Raw genomic sequence first — 26,641 nt, forward strand, 5'->3', positions numbered from 1 at the left:
CAAGCGTGCCGACAGCGTATCGTTGATGAAGAGAACAGTCACAAAGGGAGTCGTATTGGCGGCACTGCTCGCAGTTTTCGTGCTGCCCGTGCGTGCGCAGCACTACATAGGCGCCCGGGCGGGATGGGGAGTCGGTTACGGCCGTTTCGCTCCCGTTTCGTGGTATCCCATGAAGTGGGTGTGGGGAACCTGGTCCGCCGGGATTCAATGGAAATATTACGGTAAGGTGAGGTACATAGGGGCTGTAGCGGCCGAACTCGAATTTCTGCAGCGGGCTTATCAGGAACAGGCGAGCCTCGACTCGGAGGATTATACCCGCCGTGTCTATAGCACTGTCAATCTGCCGTTGATATGGCATATCCACATGAATTTCAGTGATAACCGGCTGCGCGTCTTCCTGAATGCCGGCATATGGGCATCGTACAATGTCGGCGCATATGAGTGGGTGAAGAGCGGGAATACCGTTACGGAAGGGCCCTATCACATGACGCTCGTGAAAGATAACCCGCTCGGGTACGGACTTCTCGGCGGCATCGGTCTCAATGTCGTCATGGGCAAATGGGAACTGATGCTGGAGGGGCGTTACTATTTCAGTTACGGCGACATTATGCGCAACAGTGCCGTCTATGCGGGCAATCCGGTGCGTTCGCCGCTCGACAACATCAGCCTGTCGCTCGGATTCTTTTACCGTTTGGGCGACAAGCCGCATACCCCCCTGCCGCCGCCCTGGTATGCACGCATCATCGCCAAAAGGGAGGCCAAGCGTGCGCAGCAGGAGCTGGAGGAGATGAAGAAAACGGAGGAGACGGCCGGTATAGGAGAGATAACGGAAGAGGAGACGACCGCGGTTGTCGGGGAAACCGAGACGGCCGGAACAACCGGTACGGAGGATGCTGCGGTCGTTCCGGAAGAGATAATAACGGAAGAGTATGGAATCGACAAGACAAAGCAAGGTAGCGAAGCAGATACAGAAGGACATCAGTGACATCTTCACCAAAGAGGCGGCCGACCTCGTGCGGGGCGTCATGGTGACGGTGACTTCGGTGCGCATGAGTCCCGATTTGGGATATGCGAAGATATACCTGAGCATTTTCCCGTTCGAGCGGAGTGCGGAGATAATGAACGGCATAAATGCCGGCGAATGGCGCATCCGCAAGGCGTTGGGGACGCGTATCCGCAACCAGCTCAAATCGGTGCCCGAGCTGTCGTTCTTCCTGGACGATTCGCTGGAGTATATCGAGAACATCGACAACCTTTTAAAGTAGAAGTGCCGTGGGCCGCATATCGTCGCTTTTCGCACGCAGATACCTCTCCTCGCGGGGTTCCCTTTCGGTGATAAACATCATATCGAGGGTGAGCATCTTCGCGGTGGGGGTACCGGTCGCGGCCATGGTCATCCTGCTCTCCGTGTTCAACGGATTCGACGGACTGGTGAAGAGCATGTACGGCGTTTTCGACCCGGAGCTTGTCGTGGTTCCCGCCGAAGGCAAGGTGTTCGACATTGCCTCTGTGGATGAAGAGGCGTTCGCTGAGGCGGGTGTTGAATCTTTCTCCTACCTGTTGGAGGAGAATGTGCTGCTGGAGTACCGCGGTCGGCAGACCACGGCCCGGCTGCGCGGCGTGGACGAGCGTTACGAAGGGGTGGTTCCCGTACGGGAGACCATTGCGTACGGCGATTACGAACTGCGTTTCGGCGATATGGAACAGGCGGTGGTCGGGCAGGGGCTTGCTTACGACCTCGGGGTGAAGACCGCCCTGTACGACCCGCTGAACGTCTATGCGGTGCGGCGCGGCGAATATTCGTCGTTGCTTCCGATAGACGGTTACCGGACGGCAGGGCTCTTTCCCGCCGGTATCTTTCGGCTCGATGCGGAGACCGACGGGACGTATGTGCTCAGCACGCTCGGTTTCGCGCAGGAGTTGCTGGATTATCCGGGAAAGGCTTCGGCTATTGCGGTCAAGGCGGGAGGAGGCCGACCGGAGAGCGTCAGGAAAAAATTGGCGGCGGGGCTGGGCGACGATTTCAGGGTGATGACGCGTTACGAACAGAAAGCCTCCATGTACCGCATCATGAAGCTGGAGAAGCTGGGGATTTTCTTCATCAGCCTGCTGGTGCTGGTGATAGCCTCCTTTTCCATTATCGGTTCGCTCGTGATGCTTATCATCGACAAGAGGCCCGACATCGGGATACTGTTTACGATGGGGGCGGACGTCGGTTTCGTGAGGCGTATCTTCGTGAAGGAGGGCATGTTGATAAGCGGCCTCGGAACGGCGGGTGGTCTCGCCGTAGGGCTGGCTTTTGCGCTCGTGCAGCAGCATTTCGGTATCATCAAGATAGGGGCTGCGTCGTTTCTGGTCGATGCCTATCCGGTGGTCGTGCGGTTCTGGGACATCGTGGCCGTCGCGGCGGCGGCATTCGGCGTGACATGGATAATAAACGGATTAACGGTATCGAGAATGATACCCAAGTCGTCGGTAAGATTATGAAGGCATTGGTTTACAGGTTATGTGCGGTGCTCGCGTGCGTCGCTGCACTGTTCGCTTCCTGCAGGGGATACAAACAGATACCGGAGGAGACGCTCGCCGATATCTTCAAGGACATGTATGTCCTGAATGCCTATATGGAACGGAATAATATGAATCTGCGGTTCGACAGCGTAGACATCTATGGTCCCCTGATAGGCAAGTACGGCTACACGGCCGAGGACTTCCGGCAGACGATAACGGATGCCACGAAGCGGAAGAGTTTCCGGCTGACGGACATCGTGGAGGCGGCGATAGCGAAACTCGAGGCCGAACAGGCGGCCGTAACCGAACGGGTGCGTGTTCTCGACCTTATCGACAGCATGGCGTATGCCGTGAGCCGCCGCGAGGTGTTCCGCGACTCGCTTATCACCATCCGGAGCCTGGCCGATTCGGCGGCGCTCACCTTGCGGGTGCCGTTGGAAGAGGGTGCCGGCAAGGTCGATATAACCTACTATTATCTTATCGATTCGCTCGACGGAAACAAGAATCTGACCAACCGCCATGCCTTGTTGACGGACGACAGCCTTGTCCGGTCGAGTTCTACGCTGCGCATGCTGAGCGGGAGGCGCATAAAACACAATGTCGTGCTCTCCGGAGGGGAGGACGTAACGGAGCTCGCCGTGAAGTTCGGCAACTATCCCGAGAAACCGAAGCGAATGCACCTTACGATAGATTCGCTGGTGGTCGTTTACCAGCCGCCGCTCGAAGAGGCCCGCAGGGTGCTGTCGCATGAATACGGTTATCGGTTGATGATAGACGACAGGGAATATGAAGAATATTACGCTCCGAAGGCGGATAGCCGCGCATTACGTGTACCATCGCCGCTCGTTGTTGCGCAATGCGATAGTCTCGTGGTCGAGTGACGGCCGGGTAGCGGGGGTGGAGGTTCCCGGGAATGTGGATGCCTGTGCCGGAGTCGAATTCTATAACGGCATCCTTGTCCCCGATTTCGTCAATGCGCATTGCCATCTGGAACTCTCCTATTTGAAGGGAGCCATTCCGCAGGGGGGAGGGTTTACCGCTTTCGCCCGCGGCATGGGAGAGGTGCGCGGCCTGAAAGGGCCGGAGGAGCGGCAATTGGCCGCTGCAGAGGCCGACCGGCGGATGTGGCGTCAGGGGATTGGCGGGGTAGGCGATGTCTGCAACGGCGATTCCTCCTTTGCCGTCAAGGCGGACAGTCCGGTGGACTATCTGAGTTTTCTCGAACTTTTCGGATTGGGCGCTTCGTCGGCACGGGGGCTGGAGCCGCTCGTACGGCGTGCGGAGGCCTGCGGGCTGCCTTGTACGGTCACCCCCCATGCTACCTATTCCCTGCAGGATGCGGCGTTCCGTTCGGCCGTGGCATCGGGTACCGGGCCGCTTTCCGTACACTTTATGGAGAGTCCTGCGGAGCGTGAACTGTTCGAAGGGCGCGGCGAACTGGCTGCGTGGTATGCGCAGCGCGGGACGGCGATAGATTTCGCCGAGTACGGTTCGCCGGCGATGCGCATTACGGCTTCGGTACCGCCCGGGCGGGATATACTTCTCGTACATAACTGTTGCGTGACGCAGGAGGATGTGGAACGGATAGAAGCCCATTTCACCGGACGAGTGACGTGGGTGTTGTGTCCCTGCTCGAACCGTTACATATCGCGGCTCTCGCCGCCCGTCGGACTGTTGCGTGGCAAGGGGGTGCGGATAGCTGTCGGAACCGATTCGCTGGCGTCGAATACGGCGCTGGACATGGTGGCCGAGCTGCGGGCGCTGGGCGACGTGCCGCTCGAAGAGCTGCTCGCTTGGGCTACCGGGAACGGAGCGCAGGCGCTGGGCATGGAGGAGCGGCTGGGCGGATTCGAGGCCGGTTCCCGGTCGGGTGCGGTGTTGCTGAGCGGCCTGGACTGGGGGAATATGAGACTTACGGAGGATTCGCGGGCGGAACGGCTTTTATAGCATCGGAAAATGTGATACCTTTGCGGACTAAACGCAATGACGGAGATGGACAAACTGTACGAAAGGGAAGACATATACGACGTGCGGACGGTGGAGGAACTCGCCGGCCACTATAAACGGATACTCGAACTGTTGGGGGAAGATACTTCGCGAGAAGGGCTGCTGAAGACGCCCGAACGGGTGGCGAAAGCCATGGCCTTTCTTACGAAGGGGTACGGCGAAGACCCGAAGGAGATACTTCTTTCGGCCAAATTCAGGGAGGATTACCGCCACATGGTCGTCGTCAAGGATATCGAACTGTACTCCATGTGCGAACATCACATGCTGCCGTTTTACGGCAAGGCGCATGTGGCCTATATTCCCAACGGATACATTACGGGCCTCTCCAAGGTGGCACGGGTGGTGGAGTGTTTCGCCCGACGTTTTCAGGTGCAGGAGCGCCTGACGGTCCAGATTCGGGACTGTATCCAGGAGGCTTTGGACCCGATGGGCGTTGCGGTCGTCATCGAGGCGGCGCACACCTGCATGCAGATGCGCGGCATTCAGAAGCAGAACTCCGTGACGACTACTTCGGCGTTTACCGGGGCGTTCCTGAAGAATCAGAATACGCGGCAGGAGTTCCTGCAAATCATCAGCAGCAACTTGCGGTAGTATAGCGGCGGTGCGAACGTCCGGGAGCATCTCCCTGTAGCCGTCTTCTTGCGTCCGATACGGCTCTTCTGCGGGGAACGGAATCCTCGTTTGGGAGCGCTCTTCTCTTCGGTGCGGAATACACAAGGGCATGACGCGTCGGTGTGCGGTATTTTTCTTCTGCGGATTCGGAAGTCTGTCGCCGGAACCGGTCGTACGGTGCGAAAAGCCCTGAGGGACCATCAGGCGGCCTCTGGCGGGTAACGCGGGGAAAGCCGACTGCGGCAGGAGCGGTCTTTCCGTGGCGTGTGGTGATATATGGAAAAAGGGAAAGATGCAGAACCTTTCCCTTTTTGTCTGCGATACACTCGGTCTATAAAGGCGTTCCGTTCTCGAACAGTTTATCCGTTACGACGAACCGATAATGCGCTTCTTCCCAAAACGCATCGTCGTACACGCTTCCCGCATCGCCGGGACGCTGGACGACATATACCTTGCCGTTGGATATGGTCGTATAGTTCTCGGTCGCATCCGGCAGCAGGTAGAACGGATTCGCACCGTCGAACGAGTAAACATCGTGATAGGAATCATCCTTATAGCCTTTCCCCACGAAAAAACCGTCTTCAGCCCTACCGCCCGGCCCAGAAGAGTAAATCCGGAACAGAACATAGTCGCTGGAACTCTTGTTCTGAAACAGATACACCTGATGATAGTTCGGTAAATATTCGATTCGCTCTACCTGTTTGCGACATGAAAGGCAGCTTGCTGCCAATACGCATAACATACCTATCGCATATATTTTTTTCATAGGTCGAAGTTTTACGTTATCCGATTATAATTCCGTCTCCGAGTTCTTCTACCGGCCGCCCATCTTTGAAGAAATCGTCCGTAATGGTATAGACATGGTAAGTAATATGGTTTTCAGTATAGACCGAATCGTAAAAAGCATCGAAATAAGGACTCTCCGGTGAAGGCTCGAATACCACATAAAGTTCATCAGTATAAAAATATAGCCAATCTACATACTTGGAGAATGAGCCATATAAAAAGAATGGACTATTCGTATCACTGTATGGATCAGAGTACATTTTATAAACGGAATGACAACCACCTGTAGCTATCATAAATCCATCTCGTCTTATGCCATCATCGAATGACTCATACGCGACGAATACATCTTTCGAAGAATTATTGATAAACTTATATTCATTATATCCTGTTTGTTCATACCGGGTAATCACTTCTTTTTCGCAACCGGTAGCCAAGACGGGAAATAGGCACAGCAACAAAATTCGAGTGAGGGTTTTCATAGGCTTGCGGTTTTAGATTTTGTCATGCGGATGGTGATAACTGTATCCGTTCAAACAAATTTAATGATAACATCCCGAATATCAAAGTATATATACGGGCGTCTGTATCGCCGGATTTTAATATGGCGGTAATATCGCCCGTCTCGTCTGTTCGGTTTGCAGGTCGGAAAAACGATGCTCTTTCGGCTGGCGAAGATGCGCCATTGGGATAATGGTAAATGAAAAGGAAGGGCTTCCCGGCCCTTCCTTTTCATTCAGTCGGTTCGTATCTCTTATTGGAGGCTCTTGAGGAACTCTTTCACCTCTACCGCTACGCTGGGGCCGTTGTAGCCGAACTTCTCGTCGAGTACCTTGTACGGTGCGGAGTATCCGAAATGGTTGAGACCGTGTATGAACCCGTCGTCGCCCACAAGGGTACGCAGGTTTACGGAGAGCCCCGAGGTGAGGCCGTAGCGCGGTACTCCCGGCGTCAGTATCTCGCGGACATACGCCGTACCCTGGTCGCGGAACAGTCCCTCCGAGGGAACGGATATGATTCTCGCCGAAATACCCTCCTCTGCCAGGAGCTGTGCGGCGTCGGCCAGTGTGGAGACTTCCGAACCGTCTGCTATCAAGAGCACGTCGGGTTTTGCGACATCGGCTACCACGTAAGCCCCCTTGTGCAGTTTTTTCGCCTCTTTTTTGCGGTCGCCGGGCAGGTCTTTGATGTTCTGGCGCGAGAGGATGAGCGCTACGGGGCGCTGCTCCTCGATGGCGAATTTCCATGCGGCGACCGTCTCCTGGCCGTCGGCGGGACGCAGTACGACCATCGACCGTTCGCCCCGGTGGTTGTGGACGTGCTCCATGAGCCTTATCTGTGCCTCCTGTTCGATGGGCTGGTGCGTGGGGCCGTCCTCACCGACGCGGAACGAGTCGTGCGTCCAGATATAGACGACGTGCAGCCTCATGAGGGCCGACAGGCGGATGGCCGGTTTCATGTAGTCGGAGAAGACGAAGAAGGTACCGCATGCGGGAATTACGCCGCCGTGCAGGGCCATACCGTTCATGATGCAGGCCATGGTGAACTCGCTGACGCCCATCTGGAGGAACTGTCCGGAGAAGTCGCCTTTGGCGAAGGCTTTCGTCTTTTTGAGGAAGCCGTCCGTCTTGTCCGAGTTGCTGAGGTCGGCCGAGGCGACTATCATGTTGCCTATCTTTTCCGCGAATACGCCCAGCACCTTGGCGGATGCCGCCCGCGTAGCGACGTCCTTGCCGGGGTCTATCGCATCGAAATCTATCTCGGGGAGTTTGCCGCTGAGGAAGGAATCGAGCTTTCCGGCGAGTTCAGGACTTTCACGGCGCCATTTGGCCTCCTCTTCCTTCATCCAGGCCACCCAGTTGCGCAGCTCTTTCGCACGTGCCTCGTACAGTTTGCGGCTCTGCGGGAAGATGGCGAACGGGTCGTCGGGATTGCCGCCGAGGTTGCTGATGGTTGCGGCGATGTCTGCACCGGCAGCCGAGAGAGGCTGTCCGTGGGTCGATACCTTGTTCTCGAAACTTTCGCCGTTCGCTCCGCGGGCCCCTTTCCCCATGACGGTCCTGCCGATGATGAGGGTGGGGCGTTCGGTCTCCCTGCCCGCTGCAGTCAGCGCTTCGCGTATTTGGTCGGGGTTGTGACCGTCTATGCTGATGACGTTCCAGCCCCATGCACGGTATTTGCCTGCGATGTCCTCGTTCATGACCTCCTCGACAGTGGTTGAGAGCTGGACGTTGTTGGCATCGTAATACATGATGTAGTTGCCGAGTCCGAGCAATCCGGCCATGCGGCCTACGCCCTGTGCCACCTCCTCCTGGATACCGCCGTCGGAGATGTATACGTATGTCTTGTGGGCCATCCATTCACCGAACCGTGCGACGAGGAAGCGTTCGGCAATGGCAGCGCCGAGCGCCATCGCATGTCCTTGTCCGAGCGGGCCGGAGGTGTTCTCTATCGCGTGTGCGAGGTCTGCCTCCGGGTGTCCGGGGGTATGGCTTCCCCACTGGCGGAAGTGCTGCAACTCTTCGGCAGGCATGATGCCGGCCAGTGCGAGGACCGAATAGAGCATCGGCGACATGTGCCCCGGGTCGAGGAAGAAACGGTCGCGGAATGGATAATCGAGTTTGTCGGGGTCATAGTTCAGGAACTCCGAATAGAGGATGTTGATGAAGTCGGCGCCTCCCATGGCTCCGCCCGGATGTCCCGATTTTGCCTTTTCGACCATTGCCGCAGACAGTATCCTGATGTTGTCCGCCGCCCTGTTGGTGATTGTGTTGTCCATGATTAATTAGTAGTGAATTTTATAGCTCTTCGGGTTCGTCACCCGACCGTGCCGGTATGCAACGGCATCGCAAATTTAGGTATTTCGTATGAAAGAAACACGGTTCCTCCCAACTATTTGTCGTTCCGTACTTTTTCCTGATAATCTGTCTGCCTTTGGTGGGGGCGTCGGCGGCTGGTTGTCGGGCTCTTCGTCGTGCGTTCATTTGGGAGCGAGTGACATACGGCTTACTGCCGGAACCGGATGCGGCCGGGGAAACGGCCGAAAGAACGGTCGGTGTGACTGTCGGCCTAAGGAGAGGGGAAGGCTGGCCGGATGTCCGTTGGTGCGTGAGGAAAAGAAAAACCGGCTGAAATCTTCAGCCGGTTTTTCTTTTTGTTCAGGAATACTTTAGAAAGGCCATTCCGTATCGCCTGATATTTCGCCTTCAAACGTGCAGACACCGCCGTTGAAGGATGCCAGGGTTTCCTGTTTGGTAATGGCTGAACCGGTTTCATCCATGATGAGGAGCAGGAAGAAGAACTGAGCATTTGTGCCTTCCAGTTCCATGTTTTCATTCACGGTGAATACCATGGGCGAACTGCACTGGAAGGCGAGGTAGTCGCTGCCCCGCTGGCCCCAGCCAATCTTGCCGTTGTAGTTCGCATCGCCGAAACCGTTCACGCGGCCGTCGAATGTCATCTGCATGTTCTCTGCGTCGAATTCACCTATGAGTTTCGGCGAATCGCTTACGTCGAACATGTTCTCCATGATATAGGTTCCGTTAGCACCTTCCCGCAGGATAAGAGTCCACTCCGAGGGGGAGCCGTTCGAGGTTTTGAAAGTGTACTGACCATACTGTACGGCCATGACATTCTCAATCGTGACGTTGCAGGTGTTGCTCGAACCGATGTTGGCGCCGTTGGCGCTTTCGATGGTGAGCGTAACGGTGAAGTCGTCGTTGATGGTAGGCTGCCATACCGGAATCATCTGTACGAACGAATCGTTGTTTTCCGTAATCTTAATCGTAGTCGATGTGATGAGCAGTACCTGGTCGATGTCGTCCACACCGGTTGCGGTGATATTGACGGTCACGGGGTATCCTCCGGGTTCGCCGGTGAGTTCGAGCGGCACAGTGAATAATCCCGAGTTCTCACTTACCGTTACCGAAGTTTGTCCGAAATTGACCACGGCAGTGCCGGGGTCGATAGGACCTTCGTCCTTTTGGCAGGAAGAGAGTGCCGCAGCGCCCAATATGCTTAAGAATATTACTTTGATGTATTTCATAATGTGTTTGATTAACCGTTTATTACCAGTTCAATTGGTCCGAGATGTTCGGGTTGGATGTTTTTTCCGACTGCGGTATAGGCCATACGAAACGGTAGTCCGTAGCGGGGATGTTGAGGTAAAGGCCGGTGGTTACTACCAGCGAGCTTGCCTGCGGGTCCTGACCGGTACGGTCCATTGCGTCGCCCCACCTCTTGAGGTCCGCGATACGGTTGCCTTCCATGAACATCTCTTTGAGGCGTTCCTGCTTGATAGCGGCGAATACTTCGTCTATCGATGCGTACGGTGTGTAAGTATAGCCCGGGATACGTGCGGTAAGCAGTTTCTCGAGATACTTGTTGGCTCCGTCGAGATTGTTTGCCTGTGCATAAGCCTCCGCAGCCATCAGTACGAAATCTGCGCTTCGGTAAACGACTACGTTCTGCATGAGTTCGTTGGTCGTGGCCGTCGTATTCAGGGCCGGGTTACCGGGATACTTGGAGATGTATTTCACTCCGGTGTAGAGCGTCGTACCGCTGAGTATGGGCACGTCCGACCTGAAATATACCTGCGAACGGATGTCGTTGGAAGCATAGAGGTTCAGCAGCCATGCGGAGGGCAGATAGAGCGGCTGTACCTGTTTGCCGTCGTTGTACGGGTCTTCGCAGAACATGCTGCCGTATTGCGAACGGCCTTCGTTCAGGCTGGCGTAGAACTGGAACAGGATTTCCGTACCGTTGGTGTTGTTCTTCCACATGTCGGCGAATGCGTCGGCATTGTTGATGAGTATCGAGGCGTCTGCAATGGCAGCGGCAGCGGTGGCAGCGGCTTCATACTGGTCGGTGTGCAGCAGTATCTTCGCTTCGAGGCACTGGGCGGTCAGCGGAGAGAGATAATAATACTGCGTAGGATTGCCGAGCTCATTGTAGTAGCGCTCCAGAGCCTCCTTGCCTGCGGTGAGGTCTTTGTTGATGAAGTCGTACGTGTCGAACAGGGTAGACCTTTTATTCCTTGCGTTCACATCGACCTTGTCGGTCAGAATGATACCCCAGTCGGTCTTAGCCGTTTCGGGATTGTAGTCCTTGCAGTAGAACGTGGCCAGCTGGTGGTTTATCATGGCCCTGAACAGACGGGCTTCGCCGATATAGAGGTTGAGCTGTTCGCGTTCGCTTTCCGTCATCTTGTTTTCGTTGCCTTCTTCCAGCGAGTTGTCCCGTTCGATGAGTTCGTTGGCTTTCTGGATGAAGTAGTTAATCTGGTAGATACCGCCGTAGCAGTATGTCCAGAGCTGTTCTACGTAGCCGTCGTTGTCGGCAAACGTCCAGGTGTACTGGAAGCCCATCTGGTTACCGTAATCCAGCGTAGCATTGATACCTTCCGCCTGCATGTTCACCGGGATGACGGTGTACGACGAGAAACACTGACGGGCGAAGTAGTAGAGGCTGAGGCGGAACTGGCCGGCGTCCTTGAAGGTAGTGAACGCCTGCTCTTCGGGTATCGCGTCGCCGTCAGGGTATTTGTCGAGATTACAACTTGCTATGCTTCCCGCGAGGAGCATTAGCAGTGCAACTTTCATTATATTTTTCATATAGTTGGTTTTATATTAATCGTTAATTATTAGAATACGAGTTCCAGACCGAAAGAGTACTGACGCGTGTTCGGGTACATACCGTAGATAATCGAGCTGTCGTATTCGGGGTCGTATCCGGTGTAGTTGGTGAGCGTCCAAAGGTTACGCATTACAACGGAGAATTTTACGCCCTGAATGAAGCCGGTCTTCTTGAGGAGCGACTGCGGCAGCTGGTAGGAGAGCGAGAGGTTCTTCAGACGCAGGTAGGAAGCGTTTTCCAGATATGCCGTGCTGTAGAGCGAAGTTTCGCCGTATTTCGGAATATTGGTAACCTGTCCCGGTTCGCGCCAGATGTTCTTCATGTATTCGGGGCGGGCTGTCCTCGGTACGATGTTGCTGCTTTCGTTGAAGAAGCGGTCGCCGTTGATGAGCCACTTGTCGAGCTGATATGCGAAGTTCACCTGGAGAGAGAGACCTTTCCAGCTTGCGCTCAGGTCGAAACCGCCGTTGTACGGTGCAATGTACTGCTTGTCGAGCGTAATGTATGCGGCGAGGTTGGTATCCTTTACGGGGTTGCCGTTGCCGTCGTCGTACATGGCCTTACCGTCGCGCGGGTCTACACCCATGAATACGGGCATGTAGAACGACCATGCGGATTTGCCTACCTCGTACGTACGGAACGAATCGGGCTGGGGAATCGAGGTCGTGGTGCCGTAAAGCTGGGTTATCTTGTTGTTGTTGTAGCCGAATACAGCGCCGATGGTGATGTTCCAGTCGTCGTTATGGAACAGGGTGGCGTTGATATCGAGGTCGACACCCTGGTTCTTCATCTTGAGGGCGTTTTCGCCTCTGGAGGTGATACCCGACGACGGAGGATAGGGTACGTCGTACAACATGTCGCTGGAACGGCGGTCGTAGTAGGTTGCCGAAACCGACAGCCAGTTGAACAGACCGAATTCGAGGCTTACGTTGAACAGGCCCTGCTTCTCCCATCCGAGGTAGTTGTTACCGGTGGATGCGAAGTATTTGCCCGATACGTCGCCGTAGTTGGCTCCCGTCGATACGAGGCGCAGGCTCGCATAGTTGCTGATGGAGGAGTTACCCTGCGTACCGTAGGTCACGCGCAGTTTGAGGTCGGTGAGTACGCGGTTGTCCTTGAGGAAATTCTCCTCCTTGATGTTCCACATACCGCCGATTGCGTAGAACAGCGCGTTGCGGTTGTCCTTACCGAACCGCGAAGACGCGTCGTTGCGGAGCGTGAGGTCGAAGGCGTATTTCCTGCCGTATTCGTAGTTCACGCGGCCGAAGAACGAGAGCATGTTGTAGCTGCTGTAACTTTCGCCGACGTCGGACATTTTGACTTGCGTACCTTTTCCTATCAGGTAGAGGGCATCGTCAATCTGGCCGCTCGAACCTGCCATGAATCCCTGCGAGTAGTAGTCGATGCCTTCCTGGCCGACGAGCAGGGTGATGTTGTGCATATCCTTGATAGGCTCGAATTTGTATTCGATGGTGTTACTGGTCGAGAGGGTGTAGTACTGCGAGAACTGACGCGTACGGCTACCCGTACCGCCCGAGGCGAAGTGTGACGGGAGGCCGGTGAAGGTGTAGGTGCTGTAATTCCCGTCGATACCGTTCAGGCTGGTTATCGTGAGGCCCTTGACGGGAGTCAGCACGATGGAGAAGTTACCGTTGAGCAGATGGTTGTTGCCCCACTGCGGCGCTTTCTCCATGACGTAGTACGGGTCAATCATGTTGTTCGGGAAGAGAAGATAATCCTCTATCCGGCCGGTCTCTTCGTCGAAATACTGCCTGGTCATGTAGGTGGCCATGTATATCGGGAAGTTGGTTACCGACGTCGGGTTCAGACCCTGTGAGGTCGTGGCTCCCTGAGTGGATTCGCGTTTGTCCACCGCTGCCGCGAGGTTGAGGTTGATACGCAGCCAGGAGTTGGCCTGTGCGGAGAGGTTGGTACGCATCGTGTAGCGTTCCATGCTCGACTGCGGTGCCATACCGTCCTGGTTCATGTAACTTCCGGATACATAATAGCCGATGTTCTCGCTACCGCCGTTTACGGAAAATTCACCCGTGTAGGTAGGTGCGGTCTGGTAGATATAACGGAACCAGTCCACTGCGCCGAAGGTATCGAGCCTGTCCTTGTAGGTTGCGTAGTCTGTCTGCGAGATTTCGCCGAAATAGAGCTGCCAGTCGAGCAGGTCGTAGCCGTTCATCTGGCGGAACTTGTTGTTTACAGGGGTGGATACGCCGTAGTTGCCGCTGAAACGGAACTGGGCTCTCTGTGCCCTGCGGCTGCCCTTCTTGGTCGTCACGTAGATAACGCCGTTCGCAGCACGCGAACCGTAAATGGAGGTTGCGGATGCGTCCTTCAGCGTCACCATGTTCTCGATATCGTTCGAGTTGATGGCGAGGAACTGGTTGGCCGACGAGGGCATACCGTCGATGACGTAAAGAGGTTCGGTACCTGCACTGATGGAGCCCGCACCGTGGATACGGATGGACGAACTCTGGGAAGGTTCACCGGAACTTGTCATGACGGACATACCGGATACCTGGCCGGAGAGTGCGTCGGCGACGTTCATCACGGGTTTGTCGTTAAGAATGTTCGCATCCACGACGGAAACGGAACCCGTTACGGAACCCACCGAACGCGCCGAACCGTAACCTATCACGACCACCTGTTCGATTTGTTCGTTGTCTTCGGAGAGTTTCACATTCGCAACGGTCATGCCCGCCGTGATGGTTACCTCCTGTTTGGCGTATCCCAGGTATTCGAAAACCAGAACGGAATTCGCGGGAACGTTGTTGAGGGTGTATTCTCCTTCCATGCCGGTGACGGCAGCGTTCTGCGTACCTTTTACGACAACGGTCGCACCCATGACGGGTTCACCCGATGCCGCATCGGTTACGGTACCAGTTACCCGCTGATTCTGTGCGGCCAGTTGGAAGCACATTATCAGCATCGTGAAAACTGATAGTACGATTTTTCTCATACGAATTAATTTTAGTTTGTGTTGTTAAATGTGATGACCTTTCTTCTTGTGCTTAGCTTGTTTTAAAGTTTCTTTCATTTCCTGCATGGCATCATCCCTTTGTCGGATTCGGCCGCCGTTTTCTGCGGAGCCATGCCGTGTTGCGTATATTTTAAAGTTGAACATGCGGCACCGTTACCGCGACCTTTCGCTGAAAGCCACGGTAACAGAGATGAATACTTTCGTTTGCAATGCGTCTTGCTTGTCGCCCGTACATAGTGCGATAGTGCTGCCGCGGTTTTGGACATCACACACGGCGGAACGAAGATACGGATATTTTGTAAAAACACAAAAAAAACCGAGAAAAACAGGGCTGCGGCGAGGAATAGGGGCGGTTCGGGCGTGAAGTGCCGAACCGCCGTAGGACTTTTTTGAAAGATTGTTTTTTATCGTTCCGGTTGTCGGTAAACCGATGTTCCGGCTATATCCGCAGTGCGGATGTTGCGAATCTTTCGAAATGTGCGATAGTTGACAATTTGTCGTTTTTTGCCGCAGGGACGGACCGGAGCCGTTTGCGGACAGGACGGGCGGAGAACGCCGCGGGGGTACACTCCGTCCGGAAGGTGTTATGCGGGGGTGGTTTCGAGGTATTCCCGGAGGATGAGCGCGTGGTTTTCGGCGGCGTTCCGGGAGGCGAAGAGCAGGGTGACTGTGGGGAGTTCCCGTATCTTCCCGGCGAATGCTGCCGCCGTCCCGGAGTGTTCCAGTTCCGACAGGTACCGTTTCCGGAATTCATCCCATCGGCCCGCCGGGTCCTGATGGTACCATGTGCGGAGCGCGGCGGACGGGGCTACCTCCTTTTCCCAGGAGTCGTAGTGAAGCGCATCCTTGCGGATGCCGCGCGGCCACAGCCTGTCGACCAATACCCGGTAGCCGTCGTCGGGGGATTCGGGTTCGTAAACCCTTTTGATGCGTATGCGTGTCATGGCGGAAATTTTTCCGCATGAGGGGGCAAAAAGTATGCCTTGCCGTCGGGGGGCGGTCAGAGGTAGCGGACGATACGTTCCAGCGCCATTCCGCGCGAGCCTTTCAGCAGGACTACTTTGTTTTTGACGTAAGCGAGCCGTTCCCGCAGGTAGAAGAGGGCGGCATCCATGTCGGGGAAGGTCATGAGCGACATTTTCTGTGTCGCCTCCCGCAGGTCGGCCGCGGCTGCGGCGTCGCAGAACTCCTGCCCTATCAGGACTACCCGTTTGAAATCCATGCCGAGTATCAGCTCCAGTATGGTGCGGTGTTCCGCGGCGCTCCATTTGCCCAGTTCCAGCATGTCTCCGAGAATGGCTATCTTCTCCGATTTGGTCGCGTCCAGGTCGTAAGGTGAAAGTTTGCCGAACCAGTCGAGGGCTGCCCGCATGCTCGACGGATTGGCGTTGTAGCAATCCGCAATGACGATATTGTTTTTCGTACGTATTATCTGAGAGCGGTTGATAGTCGGGACATAGTCCCGAATGGCGCCGTAGAGTTCTTTCTCTCCCACGCCGAAGTGGCGCCCGATGGTCGCTGCCGCGGCGATGTTGAAGCGGTTGTAGTTCCCGACAAGCTGGCTTTTGAGGCCGTCAGCCGCCTCGGCTCCGTACCGGACCGTTTTCAGCGTAGGGCGCTGTGCGGCCATTGCGGCCAGCGTCGCATCGTCCTGCCGGACGAAAGCCACTCCTCCGTCGGCCGCCAGCCGGTCGTAAAGCTCCCCTTTGGCGGCCTTCACCCCCTCTTCGTCTCCGAAGCCTTCGAGGTGTGCCTTGCCGATGTTGGTGACGATGCCGTAATCGGGTTTTGCGATACGACACAGGGCGGCTATTTCGCCCGGGGCGCTGGCCCCCATTTCGACGATACCGAATTCGATGCCGGCGGGCATGGCCAGCAGCGTCAGCGGGACGCCGATGTGATTGTTCAGGTTGCCCTGTGTGGCATATACCCGGTATTTCTGCGACAGGACGGCATGTACGAGCTCTTTCGTGGTGGTCTTGCCGTTGGTGCCGGTGATGGCGAGTATGGGGATACCCAGCCGCGTGCGGTGCATGGCTGCCAGCTCCTGCAACGTCTGGAGTACGTTATCGACAAGGAAATAATCCCTGCCGGGATTCGTCCCGGAAGGAATGGCTTCGGGGTCGTCCACCACGGCGAGGGCCGCGCCCTTCCGCAGGGCTTCGGCCGCGAAGGCGTTGCCGTCGAAGGAGGGGCCGCGCAGGGCGAAGAAGATGGCGCCTTCGGGAATGTGCCTGCTGTCGGTAGTGACGGCAGGATGCGCCGTATAGAGGTCGTATAGTTCCGATATTTGCTGTTGCGATGGCATGTGGCTGAAGGTGTATGGTGCGGGCGTCAAATGAATCTGTCTCCTTTGGTGAAGCGTGCGGTGTCTATGAACTTCTTGATGTTCTGCTCGTTCTCTTTCGGACATATCATCAGCACGTCTTCGGTGTCGATGACGATGAATTCGTCGAGTCCCTCCACCACGGCGAGTTTCCCCTCCGGTTTTTTGATAAGGCATCCGTGCGTGTCGAACAGGATGCAGTCCGGACTGTCGGTATTGCCGTCGGCATCCTTGGGAAGGTATTCGTAAAGCGAACCCCATGTGCCGATGTCGCTCCAGCCGAAATCGCCGCAGCGCACATAGACGTTGTTCGCCTTCTCCATGATACCGTAGTCTATCGAAATGGCACGGCATTCGGGGTAGATGCGTGCTATTCCCTCCTGCTCCCGGTCGGTGCCGTAGTCTCCCTCGATGGAGGCGAAGAGCTGGCAGGTTTCGGGCAGCATCCGGTTCATGGACTCCAGTATCGTGCGGGTCTGCCAGACGAATATTCCTGAATTCCAGAAAAATTCTCCCGACTGTAGGAAGGCTTTGGCCAGTTCCAGATTGGGCTTTTCGGTGAAGGTCTTCACCTTGTTCAGACCGTCCCGGCGCATGGGCTGGTCTACCTGTATGTAACCGTAGCCGGTCGCCGGACGGGTAGGCTGTACGCCGATGGTCACCAATGCCTCGTGCGAGGAGGCGAACTCGACCGCCTCTTCCACGACGTTCCGGAAAGCCGGTTCATTGAGGATGAGGTGGTCCGACGGCGTGACTATCATGGTGGAGTCCGGGGCGGTGGCCTTCAGCCGGAAAGCGGCGTAGGCGATGCAGGGTGCGGTGTTGCGGCCGAGCGGTTCGGCCAGTATCTGTTGCGGTGCGATTTCCGGCAGCTGTTCGAGTACGAGGTCGCGGTAGGTGCTGTTCGTGACGACGAGAAAGTTTTCTGCCGGGACGAACTCCGCGAACCGTTCGAAGGTGCTCCGGATGAAGGTTTTCCCCGTTCCTAAGATGTCGAGGAATTGTTTGGGCCTGCCGCTGCGGCTGATGGGCCAGAAGCGGGTTCCGGCCCCGCCGGCCATGATAACGCAATAGATATGGCTGTTCATCGCTTTGGGATGGATTGTGGTTGCTGTCGAAACAATGATTTCATCTTCCGGCTTGCATTTCGGACCGGATAAACAAAAGTAGGAAAAAATAGCGCATCGGCCAAACGCTTTCTGCTGCGAATTGCACCCGTTCCGTTGTCGTGTTCCGTCGGCCGCCACCGCTCGCCGGAACACGGAGAGTTCTTCGGGGCGGCTGCCGCTCTTTCCCGTCTGCCGTCAGTAGGCCGTTTTGTCCGGCTTCGCGCTCCAGAGGCGGAAGGCTTCGAGTGCCTCGCTGCGCATCAGCTCCTGTGAGGGGAGCCGCCGTTCGGAGCGCGGCAGGGCCAGTTCGTCGTATATCAGCGAGTCATCGAAACCGATGGCCTTCGCGTCCTCTTTCCCGTTGGCGAAATATACCTTGTCCAGCCGCGCCCAGTAGATGGCGCCCAGGCACATGGGACATGGCTCGCAGGAGGTGTATATTTCGCATCCGCTCAGGTCGAACGTACCCAGCCGCCGGGCCGCTTCCCGTATCGCCTGCACTTCGGCATGGGCCGTGGGGTCGTTCTCGGCCGTTACGCGGTTGGTGCCCGTCGCCACGATTCGGCCGTTGCGGGCGATGACCGCCCCGAACGGGCCTCCGCCTTCCGCCACGTTGGCTACCGAGAGGGCGATGGCCTTTTTCATCAACTCTTCTTTCGTCATGGTATCGCAGTATTGTTCTGTATGTACGGCTCTGTCGGTGAACAGGATACCGTTCAGATGGTCCGTTTCGTGCTGGAAGATGACCGCCGTGTAGCCCGTGACCCGCTCCGTAGTGTCGGAGCCCCGGAGAGTCCGGTAGTGTACGGTAATCTCCTGCGGGCGTACCACCGTTCCGACGATGCCCGGAATGGAGAGGCATCCCTCCTGTCCGGCGGCCGTGTCGTCCCCGTAGCCGGTTATCTCAGGATTGACGTACAGTTCGAAAGGTTCGCCCGGTTTGTCGAAACGCTGTACGGCGATGAGACGGCGCAGGATACCTACCTGCGGTGCGGCGATGCCTACGCCCTCGTTCGCGGGGTCACGTACGGTCGCCAGCATGCCGGCGACCAGCCGTTCGAACTCCTCCGTGTGCAGCATTCCGTCGTCCAGCGGTTTCGATTGGGTACGCAGAAGGAGGGAGTCGTTGCGGTCGTTCACGGAGAGCAGGCGCATCGGGCCGCCGTCGGGTCTTATCAGTGCCCGTTCTTCGTCCGTGAAGCCTCGGTCGGATGTTTTCGGTCCGCATGCGGCGAGTGCGGTGCAGGTCAGCAACAGGGCGGCCGTTCGGAGAATGGAGGCTGGCTGGTACATGGTTCGTTTTTTGTTGTCGTTCATTGTCGTTTGGCCTGCCGCGTACCGGCAGGCCGACTGGCTCCGTCTACCGGATGAACCGGCTTTCGTCCACGTCGTACAGTCCCGTATCGAGCAGGCGCAGGGAGGGTATGACCGGCAGGGCTACGAAAGAGAGTGTCGTGAAGGCGTCTATGCGGCGGTTCACGCCCATGGCGTGGGCTTGCTTTTCCAGATGATGTATCGTTTCGGCGACCGTGGAGGCATTCTCGGCGGACATCAGGCCGTATGCCGGCAGGGGAAGTTCGCCGACAATCCTGCCGCCGGAGGCTATCGTATATCCGCCGCCGAGTTCACGCAGCCGGTTGCATGCCACGGCTATGTCCGCTGCGTTGTCGCCGGCGCAGACCACGTTGTGTGCATCGTGCGAGACGCTGGTGGCGACGGCTCCGTTGCGGATGCCGTACCCTTTGAGCATGCAGACGGCGATGTTGCCGTTCCTGCCGTGGCGTTCCACCGTGGCCAGGCGTGTCAGTCCCCGCCACTCCCCATCGGCCAGGGGTGTTTTGCGTGTGAGAAGCTGTCCCTCCACCAATTCGATGGCCACCTTTTTCATCGTATCGGGCAGGGTGAAGTCCGCTGCGTGCATCTCTCTGAAACGGACGGTATTCGGGAAGTCGCGGCGCGGGGCGGCGCCGCAGCCTGTCGTGCCGGTGAGACGGCCTTCCGCGGCGACCAACCGGCCGTCTTTTATGACATAGACGATGCGGTTGCAGGCGTCGTCCGTGACGACGAGGTCGGCAACGTATCCTTCGCGGACGTTGCCGCGGTCTTCCAGACCGTAGAAACGGCAGGGGTTCCAGGAGGCCATGCGGGCCGTTTCGCCCCATCCGAAGCCCAGCCGGCGGGCCATGCGGACGATATAGGAGATGTGTCCTTCCGCTGCGATGGTGGCCAGGTGCTTGTCGTCGGTGCAGAACGCGAACCGCGCAGTGTCCAGCCCCCGCTCTTTCACGCAGCGCAGCAGTACCTCCGCGTTGCGGGCCGCACTCCCTTCCCGGATATAGATGTTCATTCCCTTCCGGTAGCGCTCCAGCATGCCTGCGGCGTCGGTACACTCGTGGTCGTTCCGGATACCGGCCCCGATGTAGGCGTCCAGCAGGTCGGCCGGCATGCCGGCCGTATGGCCGTCGATGGTCTTGTCGCGGAAGAGGGCGATTTTCGCCATGATTTCCGGACGGCGTTCGGCTACGTCGTAGTAACACATCACTTCGCCCAGTCCGGCCACGTCGGGGCGTTCGGCGAATTCCCGCATCGCATCGGCGAGGAACTCGCCCGCGCCGTTGGTGTCGAGCATGGTGGCGGGGACGCTCGAAGGAACGGCGGTGAAAATGCCGACGGGGGCTGCAGCGGCCTCGTCGAGAAAACTCCGCAGTCCTTCGGCTCCGGCCACGTTCACCACTTCGTGCGGGTCGGCTATCACGCATGTGGTACCGTGCGGCAGTACCGCTTCTCCGAAGGCGGAGGGGAGTACCATGCTCGACTCGATGTGTACATGCGCATCCACGAAACCTGCCGTGACCATCAGTCCCGTGCAGTCCAGCGTTTCGGCTCCGGCGGCCGGAAGACCTTCTCCGACTGCGGCTATCCGGCCGTCCCGGACGAGTACGTCGGCACGGGAGACCGTTCCCCGCTGACCGTCCGCCACGGAACCGCCCTTCATCAATATTGCTTTCATGTCGTTCCTTATTGAAATTGATGTTCCCGGTACAAAAATGGGGATTTCTCCCGGATTTGCAGGATTTCCGGCCGGATTTTAATCCTTCGGTGCTCCCGTTTTCCGAAAAGGGCAATAACCGGAAGCGGACGACGTTGTAGGTGAAACGGAGTGCGGGGGCCGGCACGGCGGAAATAACCGGTGGAATGGGGCATCGGTCGTTCGGATTTATTACCTTTGCGGAAGAAACGGGTGAAAACAGAGAGAAAGACATGAAAGCAAAGCTTATCACGCTGCCCAATATCATTACGCTCGCCAATCTGCTGTGCGGTACGCTGGGCATTATATCGATGGTGTCGCTCCAGTCGGCCGGGGCATTGCGCGTGGCGTTCGTGCTCATGTTGGCGGCAGCCCTCTTCGATTTCCTCGACGGGTTCGTGGCGCGGCTCACCGGGCAATATTCCCCTGTCGGAGCCCAGCTCGATTCGCTGGCCGACATGGTCAGTTTCGTCGTGCTGCCAACCGTCGTCGCCATGAAAATCTACTATCTCGCCGGAGGATACGGCGCATGGAGCGCGGTGATGCTGCTGATAACGGCCTGCGGGGCGTTGCGGCTCGCCCGGTTCAACGTTTCGGACGACCAGAAGCGGGAGTTCGTCGGGTTGCCCGTACCTGCCTGCGCCCTGTTCGTGGGGGCGTTCGGCTGGTACATGTCGGGCCGTATCGGTTTGCCGGCGGCGGCATGGATGCAGTGGGCCGTACTCGCCGCAGGGGTGGTGCTGGCTCTGCTGATGGTCTCTCCCGTGAGCATGTTTTCGCTGAAGTTCGAGGGGTTCGGCTTCGCGGGCAACGAGGTGCGGTATACCTATCTGCTGGTGTCGCTGGTCATCGTTCTGGTCGCCGGCATGCCGGGCGTCGGGCTCGCCATCCTGCTCTATATCCTCTATTCGCTTGTGATATGGCTTGTGGGTAGGTGTAAGTGACGTGGCGAAAAAATGTTATCTTTGCGGCTGGAAACCCCGTTTTTGGATGCGCGGTCTGAAATATAAAATCATAACGGTCCTTGCCGTGTTCGTTATGCCGTTCTGTGCGGAGGTTAGCGGACAGAGCTTCAATACGCTGAATCCCGGCATGGGCGATTTCAACGACATGAATTTCCAGACCCCCGGCGGCATTGGCGCCAATCCGTTCCAGACTGAGGAAGGGCCACTCGATTCGGCCAGGATGGATACCACCAAAAAGGAGCGCAAACCGCTGGAATCCTACTTCTTCAACGATTCGATACGTTCGCAGAACAACTTCGCGTGGAACATCAACATGTCCATGAACCGGATAGAGATGACGCGCATTGATACGATATTGTACGACTTTCAGGTGGATTATCCCTTCCTGAAGAAAGACGTAGGCGATGCCTATCTCGGCAATCTCGGGGCCCCCTCCATCCCGCTGGGGTTCTACGACCGTCCGCAGTTCCGGGATTTCCAGATGGCCCAGCCGCTCTACTCCTATCTTTACACTCCGGAGAGCGCCCCGTTCTACAATGTGAAGAAACCGCTTACCCAACTGGGGTACATCACCGCCGGACAGCGGCAGTATGCGGAGGAGAATATCTCCATTCTACACGCGCAGAACATCACTCCCTCGACGGGATTCAACGTGACGTATCATACGATGGGAACGCGCGGCATCTACATGAACCAGGCCACGCGCGATACGGATTTCTCGCTCGGCGTGTCGCACAACGGCAAACGGTATACCGGTTACGCCGGATATATCTTCAATACCATCCGTATGCAGGAGAACGGCGGCGTAGTGGACGACTGGTATATCACGGGCGTGAAGAAGGAGCGCCCGTTCGAAATCCCCTTTATGTTATCGGATGCGAGAAATATATTGAAGAACAATACTTTCTATACCTTCCACAGTTACGGTATCCCGTTGCGCCGCCTGACCGACGACGACTTTTCGATGGCAGGCGTGCCGGCCATTTACGTGGGATACTCGCTACAGTACGACAGTTGGAACAGGGTTTATACCGATACCTATTCCGGCATGCAGACCCCCAGTAAGGACGGCGGGTCGGCCGATGCGCCGGTACCGACGACGCCCTTTTACGAGCACTGGTATTTCAACGGTACCGCCTCGCGCGACTCGACCTTCGAATCGAAACTCTCCAACAGGCTGTTCGTCCAGCTCCAGCCCTGGGACCGGGATGCCATCGTGGGAACGGTGGATGCGGGGGTCGGATTGGATGCGCACCGTTATTACCAGTTCCGTCAGCAGGATTACCTGACGGGCAATATGAAACCCGTCAAGAAGGAGAGTTTCTACGTTTACGGTGCGGTGGACGGCAAGTTCAAAAAGTATTTCCAATGGAACGGAAAGCTGCGGTACGTGCCTCTGGGCTACCGACAGCATGACCTCGATGCCGAGGCCAATGCGACGCTCAGCGTCTATTTCAAGGAGCATCCCGTTTCGCTCACGGGAAGGTTCAGCTATTCGCTGCACGAGCCTTCCTACTGGAGCCAGACGTTTTCCTCTAACCATTTCATATGGAACAACTCCTTTCGGAAGGAGAATGAGACCCGTCTTGAGGTAAAGCTGACCGCCCCGACCGTCAATGCGGAGGCGGCCTTTTACCAGAGCGTGCTCGGCAACCGGGTGTATTACGGCGCGAATGCCATGCCCAGCCAGGCCCTGCATGCCGTCAGCGTGACGGGAGTGTATGCCAGGAAGGATTTCCGCATAGGCGGCCTTCATTTGAACCACAGGGTATTGCTGCAATGGAGTACCGACCAGCAGGTAGTCCCCGTGCCTTTAGTCAGCGCCTATATCTCCTATTTCTTCGAGTTCGACGCCGTGCGCGACGTGCTGCGCCTCAAGATAGGGGTGGACGGGAGATATAATACCAAATATTACGCATTCGGGTACAATCCGGCGACCGGACAGTTCTACAACCAGCGGGCGCAGCAGATAGGCGGTTACCCGATGCTCGACGTGTACATTGCCGCCAAGTGGAAACGTATGCGTATCCTGCTGAAAGTGGCACATCTGAGCGAGGATTTCTTCAATACGAGGGAGTATTTCCAGGTACTCCACTATCCGCTCAACAAGCGCGTATTCAAGATAGGCATCTCGTGGGGATTCTATGACTGACGGCCGTGCGCGGGAGCGTGCGGTATCGGTTCCGTCGGAGCGGAAAAGCTGCCCGGAGAAATTTGATGAATGTTTAAAAGACGAATATTGCCTGTCATGCTCTTCCTGCTGATCCTGTGCGAATGCGGTACGGGGGAGGGAGGAGGTGACGGCCGGAATTTCGCTGCGGGTTACGGCCGGCCGGTCAGGGTTTCGGCGGCTGCCGGCATACCGGGATGCTTCGTCGTAGGCGGAGAGCGTTACGGCTATTTCTGCGAACTGATGGAGGCGTATGCGGAGAACGGGGGACGGGAACTCGATTTTACCGCAGGGGTGTCTTCGGCCCGTATGTGGAACAATCTCAGAAGCGGTTTGACGGATGTCGGTGTTGCGGTCTCTTCCGATGTGGAGGCCGGAGCGCTGTCGCTTCCGGTCAGGACGACCACCTATGTCATGCTTGCCGGAAGGGAGCGTCCGTGCGGCGGAACCGGTCTTTCCGGGACGGTCGGCAGCGGTCGGGTGGTGATGCCCGAAGGGTTTACCCGTACGGCGAGTTATGCCGGGTTGCTCGATTCGCTTGCCGGTGCGCAGTTGTACATCTCGCCGCTGAATGTATATGAACTCGCTGCGGGGCTTGCCCGCGGAGAGTCCGACTTTCTGATATGCGAGCAGGGGGAAGCGGCCGTGGTAGGGGAGTTTGTCCCGGGATTGGCGACCGTCTATGAATTTGCGGAACGGGTGGACATCAGCATGGTCTTTTCGCCCGAAAATCCTGCCCTGTATTACGATTTCGTACGTTGGTTCGGCGGATACAGCCGGACGGAGGAGTATGCCGCGCTGTGCGATGTCTACTCCGGCCGGGGAAATGGCCGGTGTTTCGGCGGTGCGGAGGGTGACCGCCGTGTGCCGAACGGCATCTCGGTATGGGACGGCATGATACGGGAGGTCGGTATGCGGGAGGGGGTGGATTGGCGCCTGCTGTCGGCTATCGCTTACAAGGAGTCGCGTTTCCGGCATAATGTCGTGTCGCCGAGCGGGGCCTGCGGACTGATGCAGATAATGCCCGTCACGGCCCGCCATTTCAAGATAGACCAGCGGAGACTCTCCGACCCGGAGGTGAACATCACGCTGGCGGCGAAACTCATCAAAAGCATCGACGAATCGCTGGGATTTGCGGAGGGCACTCCCGACGAGTCGCGCCTCAGCATCATTCTGGCCGCCTATAACTGCGGAATAGGGACAGTCCGGGATGCCCGCCGGCTCGCCCGGGCCGAAGGGGAGAATCCCGATTCGTGGGAGGCTGTGTCGCGCTGCCTCGCCCTGATGGGCGACGGTGACTATATGTGCGATTCGGTGACCTATCGCCGTTTCAGCGGATACGGCGAGACGCTCGCTTTCGTGGATGGTGTCAAACAGAAATATTATACCTATCGGAAAGTGGTCGAGTGATGGGATTCGTGCGGTGCCTGCTCCTGTACGGTCCCATGGAGGACTGCCGTCCGGCAGGAATTTTGAAGGAAAGAGGGGAACCCCGTGTTTTTAGGCCCGATATTCGTCGGCCGAGGCGGCTGTTTTGAGTAAAAATTATACATTTGCATCGTATGTTGCGTAATCGCTTCTGATATGCGGAAATTGTTTGTCATCCTATTGTTCGCCTTTTGTGCTGCGAATACCCTCTTCGGTAGTTCGCGAGCCTATCGCGTGGAGGATATTCCCAATGTGCAGGCGGCCGACCGAACCCGCTTCGTCAGCAACCCCGACGGGCTGCTGTCGCAGTCGGCGGTTTACCGCATCGACACCATGCTCTATTCGCTGAAGGAGAGCGGCAGGGCCCAGGTCGTTGTCGTGGCCGTGAACTCCATCGGGGATGAAGTACCCTTCGACTTTCTGCAGCAGCTCGTTACGCGCTGGGGAGTGGGGCGCAAGGAGGCGGATGACGGGCTCGGCATTCTGCTCGTCGTCGACCAGGGAGCGATAGAGATACAGACCGGATACGGTCTCGAAGGCGACCTGCCGGATGCCCTGTTGAAGAGGATAATCAATAATTATATGCTGCCGGCCTTCCGGGAGCGCGACTGGGACCGCGGGATGACGGAGGGAGTCGCCGCCATCGCCGGCGTGCTCAACGGCCGGCCGCCTGCGGAACTCTCCGAGGACGACGGCGGGGCGATTGGCATGCTCTTCTTTTTCTTCGGCGTGCCGCTTCTTGTTATCATTATCGCCCTCGTGTTCGCCGGACGTTGTCCGCGCTGTCACAAGCGGACGCTGAAGCGTGTCGGTACCGAGGTCATCTCCCGGACGAGGAATGAGGTGGTGGAGGAGACCACCTACGTCTGCCGCAACTGCGGTTATGTGGTGAAGCGGCGGAGCAGCGACCACAGCGGCGGAGGCGGCACGGGCGGTATGATAATAGGCGGAGGTCTCGGCGGTATGCTGGGCGGTATGGGCGGTCACGGCGGCGGATTCGGAGGAGGTTTCGGCGGCGGCAGTTTCGGCGGCGGCGGTGCCCGCGGAAGTTTCTGACCGGGAACATAGGATAAACT

21 protein-coding genes and 1 pseudogene are annotated in these 26,641 nt (G+C 57.1%); 10 read left to right on the forward strand and 12 right to left on the reverse strand.

Features of this window, described 5'->3' with window-relative positions; genetic code table 11:
- Window positions 1-25: 25 nt before the first annotated feature.
- From BQ5361_RS10250 to folE, 6 genes are read left to right on the forward strand one after another with little or no spacing between them, the layout of a single operon-like run.
- Window positions 26-985 (forward strand): outer membrane beta-barrel protein, encoded by a 960-nt coding sequence (locus tag BQ5361_RS10250; protein WP_052131033.1) that lies wholly within the window; start codon window positions 26-28, stop codon window positions 983-985.
- On the forward strand, window positions 930-1,265 hold the full coding sequence (gene rbfA / locus BQ5361_RS01340; RefSeq protein WP_022062951.1) for a 30S ribosome-binding factor RbfA: 336 nt from the start codon (window positions 930-932) through the stop codon (window positions 1,263-1,265). The genes BQ5361_RS10250 and rbfA overlap by 56 nt, the downstream gene beginning before the upstream one ends.
- A 7-nt stretch (window positions 1,266-1,272) precedes the next feature.
- On the forward strand, window positions 1,273-2,487 hold the full coding sequence (locus BQ5361_RS01345) for an FtsX-like permease family protein (RefSeq protein WP_081976822.1): 1,215 nt from the start codon (window positions 1,273-1,275) through the stop codon (window positions 2,485-2,487).
- Entirely contained in the window at window positions 2,427-3,389 is a 963-nt protein-coding gene (locus tag BQ5361_RS01350; RefSeq protein ID WP_081976821.1) for a DUF4296 domain-containing protein, read from the forward strand. Before BQ5361_RS01345 ends, BQ5361_RS01350 begins: the two co-directional genes overlap by 61 nt.
- The gene (locus BQ5361_RS01355) at window positions 3,295-4,455 is read left to right on the forward strand and encodes an amidohydrolase family protein (RefSeq protein ID WP_071424884.1); all 1,161 of its coding nucleotides are present in this window, start codon (window positions 3,295-3,297) and stop codon (window positions 4,453-4,455) included. The genes BQ5361_RS01350 and BQ5361_RS01355 overlap by 95 nt, the downstream gene beginning before the upstream one ends.
- A 45-nt stretch (window positions 4,456-4,500) precedes the next feature.
- Window positions 4,501-5,106: a GTP cyclohydrolase I FolE gene (gene folE, locus BQ5361_RS01360; RefSeq protein ID WP_035473054.1), complete on the forward strand. Its 606-nt coding sequence runs from the start codon at window positions 4,501-4,503 to the stop codon at window positions 5,104-5,106.
- A gap of 352 nt (window positions 5,107-5,458) precedes the next feature.
- Here folE and BQ5361_RS01365 read toward each other — a convergent pair whose 3' ends face one another.
- The 12 genes and pseudogenes from BQ5361_RS01365 to ade all read right to left on the reverse strand — a co-directional run bounded on the left by BQ5361_RS01365 (window position 5,459) and on the right by ade (window position 20,984).
- Entirely contained in the window at window positions 5,459-5,893 is a 435-nt protein-coding gene (locus tag BQ5361_RS01365; RefSeq protein ID WP_143047456.1) for an RNA methyltransferase, read from the reverse strand.
- A gap of 16 nt (window positions 5,894-5,909) precedes the next feature.
- Complete coding sequence (locus tag BQ5361_RS01370) at window positions 5,910-6,395, reverse strand: hypothetical protein (RefSeq protein WP_035472825.1); 486 nt, start codon at window positions 6,393-6,395, stop codon at window positions 5,910-5,912.
- 272 nt (window positions 6,396-6,667) lie between these two features.
- Window positions 6,668-8,692, reverse strand: coding sequence for a transketolase family protein (locus tag BQ5361_RS01375; protein WP_035472822.1), 2,025 nt, complete (start codon window positions 8,690-8,692; stop codon window positions 6,668-6,670).
- A gap of 390 nt (window positions 8,693-9,082) precedes the next feature.
- A complete protein-coding gene (locus BQ5361_RS01380; RefSeq protein ID WP_022062899.1) occupies window positions 9,083-9,958 on the reverse strand; it encodes a hypothetical protein in 876 nt (291 codons plus the stop codon).
- 22 nt (window positions 9,959-9,980) lie between these two features.
- Window positions 9,981-11,525: a RagB/SusD family nutrient uptake outer membrane protein gene (locus BQ5361_RS01385; RefSeq protein WP_081976820.1), complete on the reverse strand. Its 1,545-nt coding sequence runs from the start codon at window positions 11,523-11,525 to the stop codon at window positions 9,981-9,983.
- Window positions 11,526-11,554: 29 nt separating this feature from the next.
- Window positions 11,555-14,518, reverse strand: a complete 2,964-nt coding sequence (locus tag BQ5361_RS01390) for a SusC/RagA family TonB-linked outer membrane protein (RefSeq protein ID WP_081976819.1) — start codon at window positions 14,516-14,518, stop codon at window positions 11,555-11,557.
- 605 nt (window positions 14,519-15,123) lie between these two features.
- Window positions 15,124-15,483 (reverse strand): DUF488 domain-containing protein, encoded by a 360-nt coding sequence (locus BQ5361_RS01395; protein ID WP_035472811.1) that lies wholly within the window; start codon window positions 15,481-15,483, stop codon window positions 15,124-15,126.
- A gap of 56 nt (window positions 15,484-15,539) precedes the next feature.
- On the reverse strand, window positions 15,540-16,847 hold the full coding sequence (locus tag BQ5361_RS01400) for a UDP-N-acetylmuramoyl-tripeptide--D-alanyl-D-alanine ligase (protein WP_257526450.1): 1,308 nt from the start codon (window positions 16,845-16,847) through the stop codon (window positions 15,540-15,542).
- Between the two features lie 26 nt (window positions 16,848-16,873).
- The gene (locus tag BQ5361_RS01405; RefSeq protein ID WP_035472807.1) at window positions 16,874-17,953 is read right to left on the reverse strand and encodes a mannose-1-phosphate guanylyltransferase; all 1,080 of its coding nucleotides are present in this window, start codon (window positions 17,951-17,953) and stop codon (window positions 16,874-16,876) included.
- A gap of 216 nt (window positions 17,954-18,169) precedes the next feature.
- Entirely contained in the window at window positions 18,170-18,637 is a 468-nt protein-coding gene (locus BQ5361_RS01410; RefSeq protein ID WP_035473045.1) for a nucleoside deaminase, read from the reverse strand.
- 24 nt (window positions 18,638-18,661) lie between these two features.
- A pseudogene (def, locus tag BQ5361_RS10255) lies at window positions 18,662-19,291 on the reverse strand (peptide deformylase); the annotation flags it as partial.
- A 43-nt stretch (window positions 19,292-19,334) separates the two neighbouring features.
- Window positions 19,335-20,984, reverse strand: coding sequence for an adenine deaminase (gene ade, locus BQ5361_RS01415; RefSeq protein ID WP_035472804.1), 1,650 nt, complete (start codon window positions 20,982-20,984; stop codon window positions 19,335-19,337).
- Between the two features lie 251 nt (window positions 20,985-21,235).
- Between ade and pssA the strand changes: the two genes are divergently transcribed.
- The 4 genes from pssA to BQ5361_RS01435 all read left to right on the forward strand — a co-directional run bounded on the left by pssA (window position 21,236) and on the right by BQ5361_RS01435 (window position 26,621).
- Window positions 21,236-21,946, forward strand: coding sequence for a CDP-diacylglycerol--serine O-phosphatidyltransferase (gene pssA / locus BQ5361_RS01420; protein WP_022062907.1), 711 nt, complete (start codon window positions 21,236-21,238; stop codon window positions 21,944-21,946).
- Between the two features lie 46 nt (window positions 21,947-21,992).
- On the forward strand, window positions 21,993-24,119 hold the full coding sequence (locus BQ5361_RS01425) for a putative porin (protein WP_081976817.1): 2,127 nt from the start codon (window positions 21,993-21,995) through the stop codon (window positions 24,117-24,119).
- 69 nt (window positions 24,120-24,188) lie between these two features.
- Window positions 24,189-25,547 (forward strand): transglycosylase SLT domain-containing protein, encoded by a 1,359-nt coding sequence (locus BQ5361_RS01430; protein WP_081976816.1) that lies wholly within the window; start codon window positions 24,189-24,191, stop codon window positions 25,545-25,547.
- Window positions 25,548-25,721: 174 nt separating this feature from the next.
- Window positions 25,722-26,621: a TPM domain-containing protein gene (locus tag BQ5361_RS01435; RefSeq protein WP_035472801.1), complete on the forward strand. Its 900-nt coding sequence runs from the start codon at window positions 25,722-25,724 to the stop codon at window positions 26,619-26,621.
- The last annotated feature ends 20 nt before the right edge of the window (window positions 26,622-26,641 follow it).

It is taken from the genome of Tidjanibacter massiliensis, assembly GCF_900104605.1.
In the GTDB taxonomy this organism is placed as follows: domain Bacteria; phylum Bacteroidota; class Bacteroidia; order Bacteroidales; family Rikenellaceae; genus Tidjanibacter; species Tidjanibacter inops.